22 protein-coding genes and 1 tRNA gene are annotated in these 23,379 nt (G+C 32.9%); 15 read left to right on the top strand and 8 right to left on the bottom strand.

The window, feature by feature from the left end:
* The first annotated feature begins 10 nt into the window (after positions 1-10).
* Positions 11-637 carry a response regulator transcription factor gene (locus CD118_RS01880; RefSeq protein ID WP_103356165.1) on the top strand — a complete coding sequence of 209 codons (627 nt, stop codon included), beginning with the start codon at positions 11-13 and terminating at the stop codon, positions 635-637.
* A gap of 165 nt (positions 638-802) precedes the next feature.
* On the opposite strand, the gene CD118_RS01875 is transcribed toward CD118_RS01880, so the two are convergent.
* Together CD118_RS01875 and CD118_RS01870 are read right to left on the bottom strand one after the other, a co-directional pair.
* Complete coding sequence (locus CD118_RS01875; RefSeq protein ID WP_050330585.1) at positions 803-1,672, bottom strand: cation diffusion facilitator family transporter; 870 nt, start codon at positions 1,670-1,672, stop codon at positions 803-805.
* Between the two features lie 431 nt (positions 1,673-2,103).
* A complete protein-coding gene (locus CD118_RS01870) occupies positions 2,104-2,541 on the bottom strand; it encodes a hypothetical protein (RefSeq protein WP_060829703.1) in 438 nt (145 codons plus the stop codon).
* A 706-nt stretch (positions 2,542-3,247) separates the two neighbouring features.
* Here CD118_RS01870 and CD118_RS01865 point away from each other — a divergent pair.
* From CD118_RS01865 to yhaM, 7 genes are all read left to right on the top strand, one after another.
* Entirely contained in the window at positions 3,248-3,454 is a 207-nt protein-coding gene (locus CD118_RS01865) for a DUF6007 family protein (RefSeq protein ID WP_103356164.1), read from the top strand.
* A gap of 558 nt (positions 3,455-4,012) precedes the next feature.
* Entirely contained in the window at positions 4,013-4,477 is a 465-nt protein-coding gene (xdrA, locus tag CD118_RS01860; RefSeq protein WP_016425454.1) for an XRE family transcriptional regulator XdrA, read from the top strand.
* A gap of 282 nt (positions 4,478-4,759) precedes the next feature.
* Complete coding sequence (locus CD118_RS01855; RefSeq protein WP_103356163.1) at positions 4,760-5,890, top strand: DUF445 domain-containing protein; 1,131 nt, start codon at positions 4,760-4,762, stop codon at positions 5,888-5,890.
* A gap of 89 nt (positions 5,891-5,979) precedes the next feature.
* Positions 5,980-6,324 (top strand): YlbF/YmcA family competence regulator, encoded by a 345-nt coding sequence (locus CD118_RS01850; protein ID WP_016425452.1) that lies wholly within the window; start codon positions 5,980-5,982, stop codon positions 6,322-6,324.
* Positions 6,325-6,615: 291 nt separating this feature from the next.
* Positions 6,616-7,803, top strand: a complete 1,188-nt coding sequence (locus tag CD118_RS01845) for a metallophosphoesterase family protein (protein ID WP_103356162.1) — start codon at positions 6,616-6,618, stop codon at positions 7,801-7,803.
* 3 nt (positions 7,804-7,806) lie between these two features.
* A complete protein-coding gene (locus CD118_RS01840) occupies positions 7,807-10,731 on the top strand; it encodes an ATP-binding protein (protein WP_103356161.1) in 2,925 nt (974 codons plus the stop codon).
* Between the two features lie 18 nt (positions 10,732-10,749).
* Positions 10,750-11,691: a 3'-5' exoribonuclease YhaM gene (gene yhaM / locus CD118_RS01835; protein WP_050330592.1), complete on the top strand. Its 942-nt coding sequence runs from the start codon at positions 10,750-10,752 to the stop codon at positions 11,689-11,691.
* A 168-nt stretch (positions 11,692-11,859) separates the two neighbouring features.
* Here the strand turns inward: yhaM and prsA are convergent, their stop codons facing one another.
* From prsA to CD118_RS01810, 5 genes are all read right to left on the bottom strand, one after another.
* A complete protein-coding gene (gene prsA / locus CD118_RS01830) occupies positions 11,860-12,837 on the bottom strand; it encodes a peptidylprolyl isomerase PrsA (RefSeq protein ID WP_050330593.1) in 978 nt (325 codons plus the stop codon).
* A gap of 308 nt (positions 12,838-13,145) precedes the next feature.
* On the bottom strand, positions 13,146-13,694 hold the full coding sequence (locus tag CD118_RS01825) for a DUF3267 domain-containing protein (protein ID WP_060829708.1): 549 nt from the start codon (positions 13,692-13,694) through the stop codon (positions 13,146-13,148).
* A gap of 47 nt (positions 13,695-13,741) precedes the next feature.
* A complete protein-coding gene (locus tag CD118_RS01820; RefSeq protein ID WP_050345457.1) occupies positions 13,742-14,272 on the bottom strand; it encodes an HTH-type transcriptional regulator Hpr in 531 nt (176 codons plus the stop codon).
* 100 nt (positions 14,273-14,372) lie between these two features.
* The gene (locus tag CD118_RS01815) at positions 14,373-14,729 is read right to left on the bottom strand and encodes a YtxH domain-containing protein (protein ID WP_016425444.1); all 357 of its coding nucleotides are present in this window, start codon (positions 14,727-14,729) and stop codon (positions 14,373-14,375) included.
* Between the two features lie 79 nt (positions 14,730-14,808).
* Positions 14,809-15,231 carry an HIT family protein gene (locus tag CD118_RS01810; protein ID WP_050345458.1) on the bottom strand — a complete coding sequence of 141 codons (423 nt, stop codon included), beginning with the start codon at positions 15,229-15,231 and terminating at the stop codon, positions 14,809-14,811.
* A 137-nt stretch (positions 15,232-15,368) separates the two neighbouring features.
* Between CD118_RS01810 and ecsA the strand changes: the two genes are divergently transcribed.
* Together ecsA and ecsB are read left to right on the top strand one after the other, a co-directional pair.
* On the top strand, positions 15,369-16,103 hold the full coding sequence (gene ecsA, locus CD118_RS01805; protein ID WP_050330597.1) for an ABC transporter ATP-binding protein EcsA: 735 nt from the start codon (positions 15,369-15,371) through the stop codon (positions 16,101-16,103).
* The gene (gene ecsB / locus CD118_RS01800; RefSeq protein ID WP_425353198.1) at positions 16,100-17,317 is read left to right on the top strand and encodes an ABC transporter permease EcsB; all 1,218 of its coding nucleotides are present in this window, start codon (positions 16,100-16,102) and stop codon (positions 17,315-17,317) included. Before ecsA ends, ecsB begins: the two co-directional genes overlap by 4 nt.
* A gap of 55 nt (positions 17,318-17,372) precedes the next feature.
* Here ecsB and CD118_RS01795 read toward each other — a convergent pair whose 3' ends face one another.
* Positions 17,373-17,894: an antibiotic biosynthesis monooxygenase family protein gene (locus CD118_RS01795; protein WP_103356160.1), complete on the bottom strand. Its 522-nt coding sequence runs from the start codon at positions 17,892-17,894 to the stop codon at positions 17,373-17,375.
* A 497-nt stretch (positions 17,895-18,391) separates the two neighbouring features.
* Here CD118_RS01795 and hemE point away from each other — a divergent pair, with 497 nt between their 5' ends.
* The 5 genes from hemE (at position 18,392) to CD118_RS01770 (ending at position 23,258) form a co-directional block, all read left to right on the top strand.
* Positions 18,392-19,429: a uroporphyrinogen decarboxylase gene (gene hemE, locus CD118_RS01790; RefSeq protein ID WP_103356159.1), complete on the top strand. Its 1,038-nt coding sequence runs from the start codon at positions 18,392-18,394 to the stop codon at positions 19,427-19,429.
* A gap of 30 nt (positions 19,430-19,459) precedes the next feature.
* The gene (gene hemH / locus CD118_RS01785; RefSeq protein WP_050330601.1) at positions 19,460-20,392 is read left to right on the top strand and encodes a ferrochelatase; all 933 of its coding nucleotides are present in this window, start codon (positions 19,460-19,462) and stop codon (positions 20,390-20,392) included.
* 6 nt (positions 20,393-20,398) lie between these two features.
* Entirely contained in the window at positions 20,399-21,805 is a 1,407-nt protein-coding gene (gene hemY / locus CD118_RS01780; RefSeq protein ID WP_103356158.1) for a protoporphyrinogen oxidase, read from the top strand.
* Positions 21,806-22,122: 317 nt separating this feature from the next.
* On the top strand, positions 22,123-22,677 hold the full coding sequence (locus CD118_RS01775) for an RBBP9/YdeN family alpha/beta hydrolase (RefSeq protein ID WP_060829717.1): 555 nt from the start codon (positions 22,123-22,125) through the stop codon (positions 22,675-22,677).
* Positions 22,678-23,186: 509 nt separating this feature from the next.
* Positions 23,187-23,258: transfer RNA gene (locus CD118_RS01770), tRNA-Glu, on the top strand.
* Positions 23,259-23,379: the final 121 nt, after the last annotated feature.

The following is a 23,379-nucleotide window of genomic DNA, read 5'->3' as shown; positions in this document are numbered from 1 at the left end:
AGGCTTTTTTATGCCTAAAATTGCATTAGTTGATGACCATTTTATTGTGCGTCAAGGCTTAGAATTTTTACTATCAACACAAAATGAAATAGAAGTGACCGGTAGTTTTGGAAATGGTCAATCATTATTGGATGCATTAAATGAAAAACAAATTGAGCCCGATCTGGTGTTAGTTGATTTAGTCATGCCTGAGATGAATGGGATTACGTTAATACAACATATTAAAGAAGGGTTTCCGCGCATTAAGATTTTGGTTTTAACGAGTTATGTTGATGAAGAGCATGTTATGTCTGCAATGCGTGTTGGCGCTGATGGATATGAAATGAAGGATGTTGAACCCGAAGCATTAATGACGTCAATTACACGTGTTTTAAATGGTGAGAAAGTGATTCATGAAGATGCACAACAAGTGATGGATGTTGTTATCACAAAGCCTCATATCCTTAATAAATTATCGAAACGAGAAACGGAAGTTTTAAAAGAAATGGCTAAAGGTAAGACGAATAAAGAAATTGCTGAGACATTATTTGTATCTGAAAAAACGATTAAAACACATGTCAGTCATATTTTTTCTAAATTACAAGTCAATGACCGCACGCAAGCAGCCATTTATGCTATGGAAAACAACCTCATTTAAACCGATTGAGTAAAATTTGAAGAAATAACTATATTTTTGTGTTAATCGATGGTCATAGCGACTATTTTTTCACAAAATTAACGTCACAATGTATGCATTCCAAAAATTGTCTTTTGGTACATATATTGTGACGTTATTTAATGTATAGATTTAAATCTGATATATTTAGTGCAAATACGGCTCAATATGCACAATTGTTTCGACTTCGCCTAATTGTTGTTGTAACTTAGTTTCAATATGATCTGATATTTGATGACTTTCAATGACATTTAGTTCGGGTTCCACGGCAATGGTCACATCAATGAATGACATCACTCCGTGACTACGAGCTTTAATATCTCTAATTTCTTTAATTCCAGGGATAGACGAAATGATTTGCTCGATATGCTCGAGTTCATCGACGTCGTACCCGTCTGTTAAGGTTATGGCTGTTTCTTTAAAAATGTCGATACTTGTCTTCATGATTAATAATCCAATAACGATTGCAGCCAGCGTATCTAACATGGGAATTCCTATATAGACACCTAGAATCCCTATAACAGTCCCTATTGAAACTAAAGCATCTGATAAATTATCATAACTCGCTGCTTTAAGGGCATTGCTTTTGACTTTTTTTGCTAAGTTACGATTATAGAGGAAAACAGCAAACATAAGAAAACTTGAAATTACACCTACAATCAAAGCTGATTGACTCGGCTGATGAAATTGACCTTGATAAAAATGTTTTACACCAGTAATAATCACTTGAATACTCACAGCAAACATAATAAAGGATGCGATTAAAGAAGCGATAAATTCTGAGCGATAATGCCCATAAGGATGGTTTTTATCTACTGGTTTCATAGATATATGTAGAGCGATAAGGATGGCAATTGAACTAATGACATCTGTTGCGTTATTTATCCCATCCGCTGTTAAACCGCGACTATCTGCGAGCCAACCGTATGTGACTTTTAATAAAGTTAATATAGTATATGTGACGATGCTTAAGGTTGCGCCTTTTTTTGCTTGGGAAATCCTGTTTTCTACTTGCAACAATAACACCTCTATTAAAATTGACATCAATGAATTAATATTGAATCAAAATAAAAATCATTCTCAATGTTTCTATTATCCTATGAATAGCATGATAAATCTAGTCATTTAAAAATGATTGCTATATTGCCAATTTTCAGATTATAATATTGTAAAAAGTAATAAGGGTGATGGCTATCATGAAATTTAAAGGGCTTACAGTCAAGATTATTGTTGCATTAGTACAATGAAAAAGTTAGGGTGTTCTATCAAAACGGTTAGTGAAAAAGCACTAACCGTTGCTTTTATAATAGAGCATTATGATATACACTGTTTTTAAATGTCCCAATTTTTAGCGATAAGCAAAGCTGGTAAACAGGATTAAAGCGTAACAAATAGAGATGATATTGAAAGAAATATATTACTTGCGTGCGTGACCAAATGAGCTAAGACTAACCATTCAAATATGATGTGTGTGATTCGATTGATGCTATTTCATTGATGAACTGCTTAAATGATGATTGCGCTAAATTGAGCCTTACGGATATGCCTGATTCAGTCGCAATATTATGCATTCTTACACCTGAATCTAAGTTGACGTATACACAAAATTCGTCCTTTTCAACTTCTATGACTGTCAATGAAATATCGGGCTCTAAGAAATAGAGCTTAGTTATAGGTGGTGTAAATTCAAGGTCTTTCAAATGTTGAATTTCATCATTGAAAATGGCTAATTCTGTTTCGATTTGTTGATTTTCAAACTGGGTCATGACCTCAAAGTAATAAATTTTGAGTCCTTCATCCATGCGTATGTTTTTTAATGTAAATGTTATAGATACGTTACTTTCTTCATAAGCATCGTCTTTTAAAATGATAACTTTAGAATTCATTTTTCACCTCTTTTTTAGTAGTATTTATGATTTTGTGTGCTAAAACCTTAATAGATTCGGCAATGCACGAACTAAAATAATAAGTGCCTAACATTTCTTTATTGTATTAAAAATTGAAGATACTAAGAATGGACGAATGAAAACTTGAGGGACAAAATCATTAAAGTTTTGTATCTTTAATGAGATTCTATCTGAACTTTAAAAAAGAAGATATAACAGAAGTACTGATACAGTCAATTTTATTTCAAGTGATGCCAATATTGTTGTAATTATCACTAATATAGCTAAGTTAGTTGCAAAAACTAAGCCAGTTTGAGAGATTTTGAGAACATAAAACCCACATGCAAAAGAAAAGATTGAAGAAAAATATGGGGGAAAGTTTCAAAACTCACCAGTATTATCAATTTTTTATAGTATTCTCTCACTTTTAACATATGATATAATATGTATAATCAATTGAAAACAGTTAAATTCCTGAATAATCCAAAATTTTTGTTTAAATGAAATCAAAGTTAATATATGTTTGCATAAGAATTATAACTTTACTACAAAAAGTAGAAAATGAGTATTAATGATTAGTGTGCTTGAATTGATAGAAAATGGATATGTACAGAGATAAAGCTGGACTTCGTGCTGTTAATGAGTTTTATTCAATTTAATATGAGTGTTTTGACTGTACAAATATTTCATGAGGAAGGTAAATATTTTGAATCATTTAGACGAAGCTTTAAAAGAATTAGGTTGGTTAGATTTTATTTTTGTTATTCCTATGTTTTTTCTGTTTTCGTATTTACCTAGTGACCATCTTTGGCAACTTATCGTAAACATTATCATTATTATATTTTTTAGTATAGGCCTTTCGATTGTATTTCATTCATTGTTTCATAAATGGATTAAAAAAGATAAACCATAAAGTCGAAAAACTAGACCAAACATGATTCATGCATAAAAAAAGTGATTTATTGTAAGTTGATTTAAACACAAAAGCATTATTTATTTGAGTTCGTAACACTATTAATCTGTGTTATAATAAAATTCTTAAACACATATTTTCGACATAAGATAAGCAGAGTTAGAGAAATAAAACGGCTGACATTGTATGTTAAATCAAGGTAGCAAAGATACATAGGTATTGAGCATCATTAAGTCTCAATCCATAGCAGTACAAAATAAATTAATAGAAAGAATGCATTTCCAGTAGCATACAAGAAACAAGTTACGCAAGTGTGTGTCGCACTAAACAGTATAGATATCAATGTATTCATTTTACCTGAAATAAATGTTATTAAGTTAAAATATAATTGCGATTTGCGTTAATTATGTCATTTTTATGACTTTCAATGTTTTCTAAAAAGATGCTTTTCATTTATCTTATTTTGTATTAATATGTAATTTGTGTTTCAAGAATTGTGTAGAATTGCAATGCTTGTGTGCGGATAAATTTTTATTTAAGAGAGGTAGTAATATAAATATGGATAGACAAAGTTTTACTGATTTAATTCAAACCAAATTTAAGATGGTACGTATCGAAGCGGGGTATACACAAGATACAATGGCTCAAACAATTGGCTTGTCAAAAAAGACACTTGTTCAAATTGAAAAAGAGCGTGTATTACCTAACTGGACGACATGTGTATCCATTTGTGCATTATTTAGAGATTCAGAAGTTTTAAATAGTACTTTCGGTTGTGACCCATTAGAAATTGTTCAAACAATTTCAAGAAACCAAGCTGCATATCCAAAATATTCAACAATTAGCGATATTTATTGGGATACAATTGATACTAAAGGTGGTTTCATCCTTCAATCTAATAAAGTGAGTGAACTTTATCGCGTACTAGATACAGATAAACAACCTGTTTTTGCGACGCCTAAATTGAGAGAAGCTGAGACATACTTCCAACGTAATGTTAAAGAAGATCTTATTCGCGCATAAGATTGAAAATAAATTATAATAATAGAATAAATCATCATTGAATATCTTCCTTCAAAGTATGGACTGAATAGGCATGCTTTGAAGGAATTATTTTTATCCAATATAGGTATTGAAAGGCGTCACTATCATCTCATTAAAAAAGTGTTTGAACTTATAATGATTGAGGATTATGTGTATAATAGCAACTGTTAAAGCTTTGACTGCTATATTTCATATTTTATAGATTTTAAAGTTTTAAACGTTCAATAAAAACAATGGATGATGAATTAAGGAGAGATGAATATGCAACCGATTTTAGTTGTTGTATTTATGATAATCATAGGTGCGGTGATTGGTGGCGTAACGAATATGATTGCAGTTAAAATGCTTTTTCATCCTTTTCGTGCATATTATATTTTTGGTAAACGCATTCCTTTTACACCAGGTTTAATCCCAAAAAGAAGAGGAGAAATTGCCGAAAAAATTGGTCAAGTGATAGAAGATCATTTATTAACTGAGGCATTGATCCAAGAGAAATTGGCCACGCCTGAGATAAAAGAAACAATGAACCAAACGGTAAAAGATCAGATTCGCCTTTTGGAACAGGATCATGTGACATTACAACGTTTAGCTGAGCGCTTTGATATTGATATCGTCTCTTCAGGAGAAAGACAGTTAAAACGTATCGTTTATAAATCGTTAAATGAAAAGTATTTAAGTCATCAAAATCAAGGAATGAATCAATGGCTTCCAGACAAGATTGTGCAACAACTAGATAAAAAAGTTGACTCATTAGATGAATTTTTATTAACGAAAGCTAGAGGTTACCTTGAATCTGAAAAGGGTTATCACGACATTACTGATATGTTAGAAACATTTTTTGTTGAGAAGGGGAAAATCGTTGGTTTACTCCAAATGTTTATGACACAAGAAGCAATTGCTGAGCGAATACAAAAAGAGTTAATTCGATTAACATATCATCCGAAAGCCAAAAACATATTGGCACAACAATTGAAGATTGAGTATGAGCGTATAAAGGTGTTACCTTTAAAAGAAATCATTCAACCGGAAGCAATGGAGCAGATTCAAATTCAATTGGCTGACTATGTCTTAAAACAAGCAAATATAACAAAACGTGCACATCAGCCACTCAATACACTTGCGCCTGAATTATTTGAAATGTTACATGAAAAAGGTGCAGAACGTATTACAGACATGATAATAGATACATTGTCACGTCGTTTGTCTCAAATTATGAAAAAAGTTAATATACGAGGACTTATTGAAGAGCAAATTAATCGTTTTGATTTAGACTATATTGAACAGCTGATATTTGAAATTGCGAATAAAGAGCTTAAATTAATCATGTTGCTAGGCTTCATTTTAGGTGGAATTATTGGATTTTTCCAAGGTTTAATTGCAATCTTTGTATAACTGTATAAAATGTGGTATCGTAAGCAAGGAAAGAGATTGGAAGAGATAGAATTCAATCTTAAATTACACAACTCAAGGAGCGAATAGAAATGGCTGTAAATTTATATGATTACGCGAACAAATTAGAACAAGCATTACGCGAAAGTGATGAGTATAAAGCGATTAAAGATGCTTATGCTAAAGTTGAAGCTGATGAAAACTCTAAAAAATTGTTTGATGAGTTTCGTGAAACACAATTAAACTTCCAACAAAAACAAATGCAAGGTGAAGAAATTGGTGAGGAAGACTTGCAAAAAGCGCAAGAACAAGCGCAACAAATTGAAAAAGACAGCAACATTTCTGAATTAATGAATGCTGAACAAAAAATGAGCCAAGTTTTCCAAGAAATCAACCAAATCATTGTTAAACCATTGGATGAAATTTACGCAAACTAATTTTTCATCGGCTACATTCTTATCAACCCATAGTGTGGGAGAGGAATTAAATGAAACATTGAAGTAAGGTTTCATTCGATGAGACGGTTCGAATTGATTAGAGCAGATTTAGAAATCTAAAGCATAATGATTAGATTTCTGAATTGCTCTTTTTTTATGCCAGGAAGATGATAAAGTTCTTACAGAATGCGCTTTTGGTTCACACTTATATAACTAAAATATGATAAAATAAATGAATACATAGTCTATTAAACAGAGATGAAATTAGAAAGTAAAAAGGAGAATGCTTAAATGGTTAAATTTTTGCATTGTGCAGATTTACATCTAGATAGCCCTTTTGCCTCAAAACGCTATTTAAATCCTACAATATTGAAAGATGTCGAAAATAGCGCTTATGAAAGCTTTAAAAAAATTATAGATCTCGCATTACGAGAAGAAGTTGATTTTATGGTGATAAGTGGAGACTTATTTGATCAGCACAACCGTACATTAAAAGCTGAAGTGTTTTTGAAAGGACAATTTGAACGTTTGCAAAAAGAACAGATTTTTGTCTATATTGCACATGGAAATCATGATCCACTCTCTGATCAAATCACATCAAAATGGCCTGAAAATGTCACTGTATTTTCTAAAGATGTTGAAACTTATCAAGCGATTACAAAATCCGGTGAAAATGTACATTTACATGGCTTTAGTTATGAAAAGAGCGAAAGCTATGAAAATAAAATCGATCTTTATCCAACGAATGAGGATCGCCAAACAGTACATATCGGTGTGCTTCACGGTACTTATAGTAAAACAGAGACTGCACATCGCTACACTGAATTTCGTCTAGAAGATTTAAATGCAAAACTGTATCACTATTGGGCGCTTGGCCACATCCATAAAAGACAGCAATTAAGTGATCTGCCTGAAATTCACTATGCCGGTAATATACAGGGGCGTCATTTTAAAGAACAAGGGGAAAAAGGTTGCCTTATCGTTGAGGGAGACCATGTAGCATTGAAAACACGCTTTGTTCCGACGCAGTTTATACGTTTTGAAAGTGCGACGATTGAAATTGATTCTGTATCTCAGCAGACTTTATTTGAAAGTATTCAGGAATTTAAAGAAAGTGTACGCCATCAAGGTAGAGCATTCTACCGCTTGCAAATTAATGTTCACGGTGATGAGCGTATTGACGCACAAGTTTTAGAGCAAGTAAAAACTTTAGTTACAGAATATGAAGAAAATGAACGCCATTTTGTGATGATTGATGAATGGTTAATTAACTATTTAGAAATCCCTCAAACAAGTATTGCGAATGAGTTTTCTGAAGATCTATTAGCACAAGATGATGTCTACGAACGTGCTTTATCTGAGTTATATATGAATCCTAAGGCCTCAAAATATTTAGATCACTATCAAAAACATGATCGAAAAGCACTGATTGAACGTGCTGAAGCAATTATAGAAGCTGAACTAAAGGAGGGCAACTAAGCCATGAAGATAAAATCAGTTGAAATTTATGGTTATGGTCAATTTGTCCAACGTAAAGTTGAATTTAATCCGTTCTTCACAGAAATTTTTGGTGAAAATGAAGCAGGTAAATCAACTTTACAAGCATTCATCCATTCAATTTTATTTGGTTTTCCAACTAAAAAAGAAAATGAGCCTAGATTAGAACCTCGAATGGGGAACCATTACGGTGGGCGTGTTACATTGATTATGGATGACGGTTCAGAAGTAGATGTTGAACGTGTTAAAGGAAGTGCTGTAGGAGACGTCAAAGTTTTTATGCCTAATGGTGCAATTAAAGACGAAAACTGGTTAAAGCAGCAACTTAATTATATTAATAAGCGCACGTATCAAGAAATATTCTCCTTTAGTGTTTTAGGATTACAAGATATCCATAAACATATGAGTGAGCAACAATTGCAAAATTTCTTAATGCAGGCGGGTGCACTGGGTTCAACGGAGTTTATTGGCATGCGTGAATTAATTCATCAGAAAAAGCAAGACCTATATAAAAAGTCAGGACAAAATCCAGAAATTAATCAGCAATTAGAGCAAATTAGAAAATTAGAGTTTGATATTAGAGAAGAATCAGCGAAGTTGGAAACGTATCAGCGTCTTACTGAAGAACATGATAAAGCATTGAGACGTTTAAAAGCTTTAAAAGAAAACTTGAGTCAACTTACGGCGCTGTTTGAAGAAAAACAAAAAGAAGTTGCATTAATTGATCAGGTCCAGGAATGGAAAGGGTTAGAAGCGGACTTAAATATTGAACCGTTAGAATTTCCAGAGCAAGGGATAGATCGCTATGAAGCAGCGAAAATTCAAGTTCAACATCTTGAAAGAGATATCGGTTTAAGAGATGAAAAGAAAAGTCAACTTGAAAAAGAAAACGATAAATTATTCGTGCCCGAACAAGATTTATATCAAAATTTTGAATGGGTAGCAAAACAAGAAGATACAATTAAGCAGAAAGCGCTTGATTTGAACCAAACCGAACGTGAAATTAATAATCATCGAATGGATATGTCTGGTCTGCAGTCCAACATAGGTTGGCAAGAAATGCATGAGAATATCGACACTTCAGAAGCACAGAAAAGCTACACTAGTGAAGTGTTACGAAATAAAAGAGACCAAAGTCAATTGTTACAACAGTTAAAAAGTAATATTGATGAAAATCAAATCGAACATCAGTCATATGAAAATGAAATTGAACAACTAGAAGAGCAGCTTGTGAGTGATGAAAATTTTGAAAAGAAAAAGATTTATGATCATCGCCTGTTAGAATTAAATGAAAAACGTAATTTATTTTCGAAGATGAAAGAAGCATTCGAAATCGAACAACAACAAAAAGATAAAAAACAAAAAAAATTGAGTATTGCATCTATGATCCTTGCACTGATTTCTATAGGATTTGCAATTTTTATGTTTTTATCTCAAGCACTCGTACCGGCTGTAGTTTTAGCAGTACTAGGTGTCATATTTATCGTTGCTATTTTTATGTTCCGTTCTAAACCTGTCGGTCATAATGAAAAGTTTTCACAGGAAATTACACAATTAGAACAAGAAGTACAACAACTAGAAGATAATTATGAATTAGATTTCGATTTGTCGACACAGTATCAATTACGTGATCAAATTACTCAAAGAAAGCAACAACTCGTAATTTTAAAAACAAAAAAAGATCATTTGAATATTCAAAACGAAGAAGTACAAACTGATTATGAACATTCTTCTCAAAGTATTTCAGAACTGAAAACGCATTTACATGTGTCTCAAAATTTATCTGATGATTTATTATTAAATGCGATTGAAACAATTCAAAAATTGAAAGAACATGCACAGCATTTAAGTACGTTGTCAGTCACAAAAACACAATTACATGATGAATTAGAGGCGTTTTATGATGAAGCAAAAACAAAAATTGGGCTAGCTTTAACACAATTTGACCGTCAGACTTTATTTCATGATGTCCGAGAATGGTTGAAAAATGCGAATCAAGATATGACAAGACATGCACATAATTTAGAACAAATTTCGCTCATCGATAACGAAATTAAACATTTGAATCAGCGCTTAAAAGATAATCAAAGTGTCATTCATAATTTGTTTGGCGCAATTGGTGCATTAGATGAAGAAAGTTATTATAGACATCATGATCGTTATCAAACTTATCATAAACGATTATCTCGCTTTAATGACTTAACCCATTTTCTTGAAAATCAAGATTATAGTTATGAAAAAAGTTCTAAATTAAGCGAAAAAACGACAGCGCAACTTGATGCTGAATATCAAAAATTATCTGAGCAAATTGATGACTACAATGAGAGATATCTCACTATACAAAGTGAAGTGAGTGATTTATCTGCACAAATCAACCATATGGAAACAGATGATACATTGCGTCATTTACGCCATCAATACGAGCTCTCGAAAAACCAACTTAATGCTACGGCTGATGATTGGGCAGCGTTAAGTTATCTTGAAGCACTTGTTGATGAACATATTAAACAAATTAAAGATAAACGATTACCACAAGTTGTTCAGGTGGCGACGAATATTTATTCAGAACTAACAGACGGCCAATATGTTCAAGTCACATATGAAAATGAACAAGTTATGGTGCGTCATCGAGATGGCCAAATGTACCATCCAATTGAGTTAAGTCAATCTACTAAAGAGTTGTTATATATAGCACTTCGACTTAGTCTGATTAAAATATTAAAACCTTATTATTCATTGCCGATTATTATTGACGATGCGTTTGTACATTTTGATGCAGAGCGTCGTTCAAGAATGATGAAATATTTAAGAGGCATGTCTGAAGAATTCCAAATTCTCTATTTTACATGTTTACGTGACTCAAATATACCAACTAAACAACTTGTAACATTAAAAAAGATAGAAACATAGAATGGGAAGGCGTTAAATATGAGAAATGTTGAAACACTACAACCTGGAGATACGGTCGATCACTTCTTTTTGATTCGCCGTGCAACTCAAGGGGTTACAGCACAAGGAAAAGATTATATGACGCTTCACTTACAAGATAAAAGTGGAGAAATAGAAGCGAAATTATGGACGGTGTCTAAAGAGGACATTCCATTACTTCAACCTGAACGTATCATTCACGTGAAAGGTGATATCATCAATTATCGTGGGCGTAAACAAATGAAGGTAAATCAATTTCGTTTAGCTACTGAGCAAGATGGCATGCGTACGCAAGATTTCATAGATGGAGCCCCAATGTCTCCAGAAGAAATCAAGGATGCAATGCAAGAATATATTTTTGAAATAGAAAATGCACCGCTTCAAAGAGTAACAAGATATTTGTTAAACAAATATGAAGATCGTTATTTTGTATACCCAGCAGCAAGTTCTCACCATCATAATTTTGTGAGTGGACTGAGTTACCATGTATTAACGATGCTTAAAATTGCTAGAGGCTTATGCGATATTTATCCTGAGCTAAATCGCAGTTTGTTGTATAGTGGCATTATTTTACATGATATGGGTAAAGTGAGAGAATTATCTGGCCCTGTTGCTACTTCATATACATTAGAAGGAAATTTACTCGGTCATATCTCTATAGCAAGTGATGATGTGGCGGATGCAGCAAGAGAGCTGAATGTGGATGGTGAAGAAATATTATTATTACGCCATTTAATTTTAGCGCATCACGGTAAATTAGAATATGGTTCTCCTAAGTTACCACAAGTAAAAGAAGCTGAAATTCTTAATTATATTGATAACATTGATGCACGAATGAATATGTTCGATAAAGCTTTTAAAAAGGTTAATAAAGGACAGTTCACAGAGCGTATTTTTGGATTGGAGAATCGTCAATTCTATAAGCCTGAAAAATTGGATTAATATGAGGTAAGCTGAAGATTGAGGTTGGGAATCATTTCCTAGCCTCTTTTTCTTTGCTCAGTATGAAGAGGGGATAACAAATTGGTGTAAATAAAAAAGACAACGTCAGCATTGTGATGTACTGACGTTGTTTTGTATTATTATGAGGCTAAATCAACCGCATATGTATTACATACCTAATTGTTGTCCTTGACCTTGCATACCTTGTTGTTGAGAAGATTGTTCTTTTAATGCTTCAGGATTTAAAATATTGTCTTCGATTGCTTTTTTGATGTCGCGATCTTTGTAATCAACATCGTATTCTTTTAATAAATCTTTATAAGCATTTGTTAAAATTTCTGGATCTTTTTGTAGTTTATTTTGAATTAATTTTTCTTTAAGTTTAGATTTTTCTTTGTTAAAATCAGTCGGTTTATCTGCACGAATGATATGGTAACCATAGTCCGTTTTAACGATGTCAGAAATTTCGCCGTCTTTTAATTTAAATAAGGCTTTTTCAAAAGGCTTCACAGTTTGACCTTTAACAACATAACCTAAACTACCATTTTTATCTTTGCTTGAGTCCATAGATTCTTTTTTCGCTAGATCATCGAATGATTTTGGATTTTTATCAATTTCTTTTTTAATTTCTTCAATTTTCTTCTTAGCATCTTTGTCTGATAAACCTTCTTTATCGTCTTTATCTTGTTTTACTTTTATTAAGATATGTGATGCTTTTTTGGTATTATCTTTTATTTCTTTATCAGAAATTTTTACTTTGTCATTAAGTAATTCTTTTTGATAAGCAATCATTTTACGTTGCTTTTTATATTCATCCAAAGACATACCTTGTTGTTTTAATAAGTTTTTAAATTGGTCTTTACCGCCATATTTTTCGATTTCTTCATCGGTTTCTTTATCGATTTGTTTATCATCGACTTTTTTACCATATTTTTCTTCTAATATTTTATTAAGTAATACTTTAAAAGAGTCACTTGCAATTTGTTCGTTACCAATTTCTTTTAAAACGTCTTGAACTTTAACGTCACCTGCTTTAGATGAGATTAAAGTTTCTCCTTTTGAAGTAGGGGCATCATTTCCACATGCTCCGAGTAATAATGCACTTGCTGTAACAGGAATAATTAATTTTTGTATGCCTTTCTTCATCTTATGAGCTCCTTTATTTTTAAAATTAACACAAATAATATACCATAATGTCAGGCTCAGACCAACGATGAAGGGTAAATATCAGACTAAAAGATGAGAAAAAACAAAATATAATGATTTTTTTATTATAGAATAGAGAAGAATAGTGTGAAAATGTCGTTTTTGACGTTAATGATTCAGTTGTTCAAATGATTCAATTGAAGGCGCTCATCTTACAAAATGCTTAAAAAACAAAGTCAAAGCCATCAAATCGATTAACAATTTGATGGCTTTGATGTTCAGAATGATTGTTTTTAAAATCTCGTTAATTATGAATGATAATTATGTTCTAATAGTACAAAACCGTTACTATGTTCCTCGACATAATGACCTTGATGCGAAAATAATATCACTTTGAGGTAAAGAATATCCATTACAGAATAGCCAGCGTTAAGTGCCAATAAAAACATAAAGTAATGGCCATATTCTGGAAATGCGCGTGCAATTAAGATACAGCTTATAGTAATAACGATAAGCGGCATCAATAAGCAAATACAAAAATAGACTTTACGTACCGGTTTATCTAAAAAGATATTATATAAAGGTATCCATGATTTACGAATTAACTTATAAGTTTTTAGGTGCTTGAAATAGGGTAACACCGTCACAATATGAATCAGTTTATGAAGTGGGTATATAAGTAACATTAAGACAATAAACACTATAAAATTTTGATCTGTAAAAGGTACATTTGAATAATAATGAAACACTTCAAAACTTATAAAAAAAGTGATAACCACTGTTACAAAACTTATGAAGGCAATTCTAGGTAAACCAAATCTAGAATGTATATCAATTGAACGCAAACAGTTTAACATTTGGATACTCCTCTGCATCAGTAATATAAGGTATTATCTACCTGAATTTACTGTTCGTCAAGCAAATTTTTCCGTAAATTTTCTTGACACAAATTAACGTCATCTATGAATTCTTTGCCTTGCAATTTAGATACAAGGTAATGGGCATCGCTAAAGTTTGGAAGGTGAAACATTTCATCCTTATATTGTTTGGAAACATTAAAAATATGATTTTTACTTTCATCATATTGATCAAATATCTCTTCAACAAGTTGCTTTCCCTTTTCTGTTAACACTATAAAAGTATTTCTTTTGTCACTTGTATCTTTTTTAAGTGAAAGTAATTCTTGTTGTTCTAAACGCTTAGCAAAGTTGAATGCTGTTGAAACATGCATCACGCCATATTTAGATATGTCAGAAATTGTAGCACGTTCAAAGGCATATATTGTCAAAAGAATTAAGTGTTCATTCATAGTGATGTCTGACTTTCTCAACCATGCTTGCCAATCGCTTTCTGCATTTTTCCAAAGCACTTTAGAAAGCATAGCGATTTTATGTGTGTAAAGCATCCCTTCAATTTGTTGTTGTTTGTGTTTCATGATGAGTTGCTCCTTTCTCAGACTGTAAAAAAGCATGATACCTTAAAGTATCATGCTTAAAAATATTATATCGAATAATGCACAATCACACACTAAAAATTTATTTTTTTGTTGGAAAATTTGTAATTTCTTGTCCACGATTTTGTAAATTTTCGATATGTGTTTGGATGCGTTTCACATTAGGGTCAATATCCGCTTGGAATTCGCCAATCATCGTTTTTACTTCGTCTCCAATAGAAGAAGCAAAACTTTGACTTTCAGTTTTTATTTGTGTCACATAGTTTACGATATCATTGACACTTTGTTTTATTGTATCCACTTCTTGCTCTAATTCAGTTTTAGGGCGTTCAGGTCTAGGATTCGCAATACGTGTTTGACCATCTTTTTTAATCAATGCAACGCCTAATCCTGTTGCGACTCCGGCTACAACACCGAGTGTGATTCGAACGGCTTTCATAGTTTTCCTCCTCGAATGTTTTTCTTATATCTATACCCAATTCTAATGAAATTAAGCGATAGAACGCAAAATATTCATATTAAATGTGGGCGGCAATTTCTTTAGCTAATGCTGCTTTTTGAGTATCATCTATTGTGTCTTCGTGTGTATCCCACTGATAACCAAAGCCATCAATGTCATTTTCATAACGAGGTATCAAATGGAAATGAAGGTGGAAAACAGACTGTGAAGCGTATTCACCGTTATTTTGAATAATATTTAAACCATCTGGACTGAATGCTGCTTTAATTGCATTGGCTACAATAGGCAATGCTTCACCAATATGTTTCATCGTTTCAGCATCTGTTTCGTAGATATTAGGAGATGGCTTTTTAGGAACAAGTAAAGTATGACCTTTAGTGACTTGAGAAATGTCTAAAAAAGCATAAACATAGTCATTTTCATACACTTTAAAACTTGGAATCTCCCCATCGATGATTTGTGAAAAAATTGTTTTTGTCATATTGTGTACCCCCGTTTCTTCATTTAATTATTATTATAGCATGTGTATCTTTTGATGTAACGATTTTATACAACGACGATTAAATAGCAATTATAACGCTGTTTTTGATACAATAAAAAATACGGAGGTGCAAGTTGATGACTGTGCATATAAAACATTTAACAGGTGGTTATGGTAAGAAGCCTGTGATTAAAAATATAAATTTTGAATTAAAAGATGGAGAAATTATTGGTTTAATTGGATTAAACGGTGCTGGTAAAAGTACAACGATTAAACATATGTTAGGATTGTTAACACCGACAGAAGGGGAGATGTCCATTTCTGGCATTGATATTAAAGAAGACATTAATGCATATAGACAACACCTTTCTTATATTCCAGAAGCGCCAGTGATTTATGATGCTTTGACGCTAAAAGAGCATATTGAAATGACAGCAATGGCTTATGGCATCGATTATGATGAGGCAATGAAACGTGCAGAGCCACTATTAAAGACTTTTCGCTTGCAAGATCAGTTATCTGTTTTCCCAAGTCATTTCTCTAAAGGAATGAAGCAAAAGGTCATGATTATTTGTGCGTTTATTGTAGAACCAGATTTATATATTATTGATGAGCCTTTCTTAGGACTGGATCCATTAGGAATTCAATCTATGCTTGATTTAATGGAATCTAAGAAAAAAGAGGGACGTACCGTATTGATGAGTACACATATTTTAGCGACTGCTGAACGTTATTGTGATCGCTTCATTATATTGGATCATGGAGAAATCGTTGCAATGGGTGACTTAGATGAATTACGTCAGCAAACCGACATGCCTGGGGCGACTTTAGATGATATTTATATTCATGTCACACAAGGAGCTGTTTCATGATGACAGCTGCAAAAGAACTGTTTCAAAAAAGACTAAAAGCGCTTAGAGCTGAAAAAAATTATTATAATCGCTTCATCTTTAATGGTCATTTCAGTGTGTTTCTACTCATTTTGTTTGGTGCATTTATACTCGGCTATGGTCAGTGGTTAAAACATGTACCAAAAGATGTCAATTACGCACTTATAATCGGAATCGTATTATCAATTACGTCTTTATTTCCTTTAAAAACATTACTTAAAGATGCAGACCGTTTATTTTTACTCCCTTTTGAAAAGCAAATGCGTGTATATATAAAGGAGAGTATTCAATACAGCTATCTGGCACGTTTACCGTTACAAATCGTTCTGCTTATCATTGCATATCCATTAGTTCACACGGTATACCCAGACCGTATGCACGCTTTTATACTTGTGGTTCTAATGGCTTTTATATTTCCTCTATTAGGGTTAATCATCAAATGGCAATGGTACCGATATCGACTTGAGAATTGGTCAGTGCAATTTATACTATTTTTAATCTATCTTTCAGGTTACTATTTAATTCTGGGGCCTTTTGATATTAAAGGGGTAGGTAGTATTGTTATTTTACTTGCATTGATATTGTTATTTAACCGTTTAAATCAAAAAAGTCATTTCCCATGGGAATTTATGATTAAACAAGCCCATCAACATCAAATTAATTATTATAAATTTGTAAATATGTTTACCGATGTCAAAGGGATACAAGAGCAAGCTGTTCGAAGACGTTATTTAGATTTTCTTTTGAAAACGCCAAAGCCATTTAATGACAAACAAATGTATCCATTTCTATTTAAAAGAAACTTTTTAAGAGGGCGAGATGCATTTAATTTAACTTTACGCTTAGTGATTATCGCTATTGCGTTAATGATATGGTTAAGTCATCCAATTGTGAGTGCTATCATTGGCGGTTTATCTATGTATATTATTGTTTTGCAAATGTCACAATTTTACAAGCAAGAAGCGTATAGTTTATGGCCACAAGTTTGGCCTGTTTCAGAGATGCATGTGATTGTAGGTTATCGAAAATTCCTGCAACACACAGTTTTAGTTATTGGTATCATACTAAGCATCGTTTATATCATTTTGAATATAAGCTATTTCTACTTGTTCATACTCTTTTTTATAGTAGGGTACTTAACTGTCAACGCGACAATCAAGAAGCTGAAATATCAAGAAAGTTTATTAAAAGATTAAAAAAGTCATTTGATGACATGGATGAAATGATTCATGCATCAAATGACTTTTCTTTTTATGATTCTTCAGTTGTATCCTCTTCACTAATTGGATAGAAATATTGTTCCAAATATGAAGCATGCGCACTTGAAGATCCTGCAAGGGGTCTAACACCTTCTTTTGAAAAGTGTTCACGAAATGCCGCAGATTTTTTGAAATCTTCATAAGCTTGACGTGATGTAAAACCAAAGAAAACTTTATAAATATTACTGTGAATAGGTTTTAGTAATCTAAAGCTATTAAAACCTTCACTTGAATCTAAGCTTGGTACATAATTTTCAAGTTTATTTTCTAATTGATATTTATGATCCTCTGTTGTAGGGATAGAAATAAGCGCATGAAAGTTATCAGCTGATAGTGTACCTAATCTTGTTAATACGCGATAAGATTTAGGTTGTTGAAATACGGTCTCATTTTCTGTTTCATCAATCATAACGGATTGATCGTCACCTGAGAAAATAAGCAATTGATGTGATTGATTGTTAAGTTGGATTTGGCGTAAATATCCGTAAGTTCCGTATGTGATATAGAATTTCATGGTGATCGCCTCCTTATTGCATTTATTATAAGCCGTTCTCATTGAAATAACCACTATTTTATGCATGGTTAAAAAACTATTAAAGATTAGTGGAAAAAGTGTTATTTCGCGCAAAAAAGCAATGACTAAAAGCATTACAACATCAATGCTTTATTAAAAACTCGAGCCCCTTACACAAATGAAACATACACGTTTAAAATTCATCTCGAGTCTTCATTGATGAAGTTTCATTAATATTGAATCAATTTCCCACTCAACGAGTTTATCTCATCTTAAATCATTTTTCAATTTATAATGAATATTGAATTTTGTTATATTGCAATTCACATCCATTTGACGTTTGAGATGCGCACGAGTTGATGAGGAATGTAAATCCTCGAAAAGATTTCAAATGAAATGTAGTTTTAAATTTTTTATGACATTTGAGCCAGTTGGTAAAGGAATTAAGTCGTAATGTGATATATTAGTGAAGAATGACGTTGTTTAAGGAGGAACATATGAGTACGACGAAAAATGATACAATTTTACGCGCAATTAAGGGGGACGCCGTTCAGCATACACCTGTATGGTTTATGAGGCAAGCTGGGCGCTCTCAACCAGAATATCGAAAGTTAAAAGAAAAATATTCACTGTTTGAGATTACACATCAACCTGAACTTTGTGCATATGTGACAGCACTTCCTGTTGAGCAATATCAAACAGATGCAGCTGTTTTATATAAAGATATCATGACACCTTTAAAAGGAATGGGTGTGGATGTAGATATTAAATCTGGTATTGGCCCTGTGATTGCCAACCCAATCCGAAAGATGTCTGATGTAGAAGCCTTGGGAAAGGTTGATCCTAAACGAGATGTTCCTTATGTATTAGACACTATTAAATTATTAACAAAAGAAAAATTAAATGTTCCACTGATTGGCTTTACAGGTGCACCATTCACATTGGCAAGTTATATGATAGAAGGCGGACCTTCTAAAAATTATAATTTGACTAAGGCATTAATGTATAGCGATGAGGCAACTTGGTTTAAATTGATGGATGTATTAACAGAAATGTCTATTACTTATGTAGGTGCACAGATTCAAGCTGGGGCACAACTCATTCAAGTTTTTGATTCTTGGGTAGGGGCCTTGAATCAAGCAGATTATGCTTATTACATTAAGCCTTGCATGGATAAATTGCTAAAAGGGATTAAAGCCTACAATGTACCAGTGATTATGTTTGGAGTGGGTGCGAGTCATCTTATTGAGTCTTGGCATTCATTACCAATTGATGTATTGGGCTTAGACTGGCGAATCACTATCAATGAGGCGAAAAATCGAGGTGTGACTAAGGCAGTACAAGGTAATTTAGATCCTAGTGTCTTACTTGCACCATGGCCTGTCATTGAATCTCGATTGAAGCCGATTTTAGATCAAGGGATGGCTCATGGGCGTCATATATTTAATTTAGGGCATGGTGTTTTTCCTGAAGTGAAACCTGACACATTGCGTCGTGTATCGCAGTTTGTTCACGATTATACGAAGCAAAATTAAGAGAATCGAGTATATAAAGGACGGATTAAGATGAAAAAGGAAATAGGTTTATTAGTGATGGCTTATGGGACTCCTTATCAAAAAAGTGATATTGAACCCTATTACACTGATATCAGACATGGTAGAAAGCCGTCAGATGAAGAGTTGGAAGATTTGATTTCACGTTATGAGGCGATTGGGGGATTATCGCCGTTAGCAGGTACAACTGAACGACAAGCAGAAGCATTGCTAGAAGCTTTAAACAACAGCTATGATGATATTTCATTTAAGTTATATATCGGTTTAAAACACATTCATCCTTATATTGAAGATGCCATTGACAAAATGCACAATGATGGTATTAAAGAAGCAGTAACGGTCGTATTAGCGCCACATTTTTCAAATTTTTCTATTGCTTCTTATAATCGCCGTGCACAAGAGAAAGCAGACCAATATGGCATTCAATTACAACATGTAAATCATTATTATGCGCAACCGAAATTTATTGATTATTGGACAATGCGCGTGAATGAAACTTTAGAAAATATTCCTAAAGAAGCACATGATCAAACCGTGCTTATCGTTTCTGCGCACAGCTTACCTGAAAAAATGATTGTAGAAAATAACGATCCATATCCATTTGAATTAAATGAAACAGCGAAACTGATTAAAGCGCAATCTTTGATTCAAAATGTTGCAGTTGGATGGCAATCAGAAGGTAAAACGGGGACGCCTTGGCTTGGGCCTGATGTACAAGACTTAACAAGAAGTCTTTATGAAAAAAATCATTATCAACACTTTATTTATACACCAGTAGGGTTTGTAGCTGAGCATTTAGAAGTATTATACGATAATGATTATGAATGCAAGGTCGTATGTGACGATGTCGGAGCCACATATCACCGCCCACCTATGCCAGACACACATCCTCTATTTATTGGAGCAATTGTGGATGAAATTTCAAATATCTTTTCGAAAGCGTGATGAAAAATGACAAAAGTTGCAATCGTTGGCGCGGGTATTACTGGATTAGCGAGTGCATATTTTATTAAAACGCAATATCCTCAAGTCGAGATTACTGTTTATGAAGCAACGAATCGCGCAGGGGGCAAAGTTAAAACAGTGCAACGTGATGGCTATACCATTGAACTTGGGCCAGAGTCATATTTGGGACGCAAAACCATTATGACTGAAGTAGCAAAATCAATCGGTATGTCAGATGAAGATATTGTCACTAATGAGACAGGTCAATCTTATATTTATGCACATAATCAATTATATCCCATACCTGGAGGCTCTATTTTAGGCGTTCCAACGGACTTAAAACCTTTTATGCTGACAAAGTTAATTTCATTTAAAGGAAAACTTCGTGCATTGAAAGATCTTTCTTTAAAACCAATCGCAATGGAAGATGAAAATGATATTTCAGTTGGCCACTTTTTTAGAGAAAGATTAGGGGATGAAATGCTTGAAAACTTAATTGAACCGCTTTTAAGCGGTATTTATGGAACAGATATTGATCAGTTAAGTTTAATGAGTACATTTCCTAATTTTAAAGCTTTAGAAGAAAAGCATGGAAGTATTATTAAAGGTATGCAACAAGTTAAAAAGGAAAGACAACAACTTGCGCATCATAATCAAAAAGGACCACAAGGCCAGTTCAAACAATTTAAAAAGGGTCTCAATGATTTTATTAATCAACTAGAAAACTGGTTAGTTAATCAAGATGTGAATTTTGAGTATGAAACAAAAGTTCATGATTTAGTGGCGACCCAAAAGGGTTACTTTGTTGAACTAGCGCAAGAGGAACGTGTATTTTATGATGGCGTTATTGTAACAACACCACATCAATCGTTTAGAGATTGGTTTAGTAGTGATCCGAAATTTGATTATTTTTATCAACTTCAAGCATCTTCAGTGGCAACTATAGTCTTTGCTTTTGATGAAAAAAATATTAAAAACACATACAATGGTACGGGTTTTGTCATTGCAAGAACCAGTCAAACAGATATTACGGCATGTACTTGGACGACAAAAAAATGGCCCCACACAACACCAGAAGGTAAAGTATTGATTCGTGCTTATATTGGTAAACCAGGTGACAACATTGTTAATGAGAAATCGGATGATGAACTTGTTGCTATAGCTAAAAAAGATTTATCACAAATGATGACATTTTATGGAGAACCCGATTTTACTATTGTTAATAAAATGCCTTATGCGAGTCCTCAATACCATGTGGGCCATATCGGTAAAATCAAAGAAATACAGCAACATATTTATGAGAATTATCCACATTTACAAATTACGGGTGCACCTTTTGAAGCGGTAGGATTACCTGACTGTATTCAACAAGCAAAAGATGTGGTTTCTAAATTATTATCGAGATTGGTTTAAAGATTGTTTTTAAATTTAGGGGAATGTTTAAAAAGCCTAATAGCTGTCCTGTGATTAATTTTAATTGATCAATTTTTAATGAGAGGTGTTTATCATTTTCTAGTGATTTACACCTATTTTTATTTGCAAAGCGTCATTTTATAGTGATCAAATGACAAAAATCGTTTGAAATGTATGCTGTGAGCGTCAAAGTAACTATACCAGAATTCATCAACGGCTCATCTACCATTTTACTTACCCAACCGTTGAGACGTGAATATATCATATCCGCATGGTAAGATATTTATTATTGGCGCAGTAAAAAAGGAGTTTTGAAAATGACAAAAGTTTATATTGTTCATGGGTATCAAGCAGATTCCACCAAACATTGGTTTCCTTGGTTAAAGCAATCTTTGGAATTGGAAGGTCATGAAGTAGAAATTTTGAATTTACCTGATTCAAGCCATCCTAAAGTTGATGCATGGTTAGATTATATGAACGAAAATGTAACAGAAGTGAATAGTGATACAATTTTCGTCACACACAGTTTGGGTGCCATTACAACGCTTAAATTTCTTAATGATCTAGATGTCAATCATATCGGAAGTCTAGCTATCGTATCTGGTTTTAAAGATGGTATATCTGATATGCCTGAACTTGAACCTTTTGTCCAACAAGATGTGGATTTTGAAAACTTACAAAATAAAATACTACATAGATTCGGTATCGCTGCTAAAAATGATACAGTGGTACCTTATGAAGCAACAAAGCGTTTATGTGATGCGCTAGATGCCAAGTTTTACTTACAGGAAGAGGGCGGACATTTTTGTGAGCAAGACGGCTTTGACTCTTTCTTATTTTTAAAGAAAAAAATATTAACAAATTTTGATTAATAGATTAAAATTTGTACAAATTCTGAAAATAAAGGGTTATCGCTTGAATTATTAGGTTAACCTAAATATAATGTTAGGTGTAGAATTCATTTTATTTCTACATAATGTTTGTATTCTCCTAATCATGTTTAAGATTCCATTTACTCTCAAGGCACTCTTATTCGCCTTGAGAGTCTTTATTTTATGGAAAAGGGGACATGCATTTCATTCTCAAGGGATGCATTCAGTATTAAAGTTTTAGTTGATCCAAGATTAAAATGAGCACCAAAATAAAGCATTTAGCGATCAGGATTGGATGAAGTGTTATTTTTATAGTTCTAGATTTGTAAAAAATCCTAAAAATGAGACACTGAATAGTAAAATTAAATCGTTTTGACTGTGTTACTTCCTCCCTTTACTTATTGATTTACTTAAAAGGGTTGATATTACACAAATTTTTGTAAGAAAGCCGTTGACGTTTTTAAGCGTAAACTATATACTTAAAAAGTCGTTAATATTTCTATTCTTTTGGCTCCTTGGTCAAGCGGTTAAGACACCGCCCTTTCACGGCGGTAACACGGGTTCGAGTCCCGTAGGAGTCATTAAATCCAATTATTTTAAATCAACAATTTTTTAAAAAAATTAAAAAATTGTTGACATTAAATTAACAATTTGGTATGATAAATAAGTAAGTTGTTTTGAAATAATATTAGCGCGGGATGG

This window comes from Staphylococcus coagulans (genome assembly GCF_002901995.1).
GTDB lineage: Bacteria > Bacillota > Bacilli > Staphylococcales > Staphylococcaceae > Staphylococcus > Staphylococcus coagulans.
Note: the sequence above shows the minus strand (reverse complement) of the source record. Positions and strands in the feature narration are given on the sequence as shown.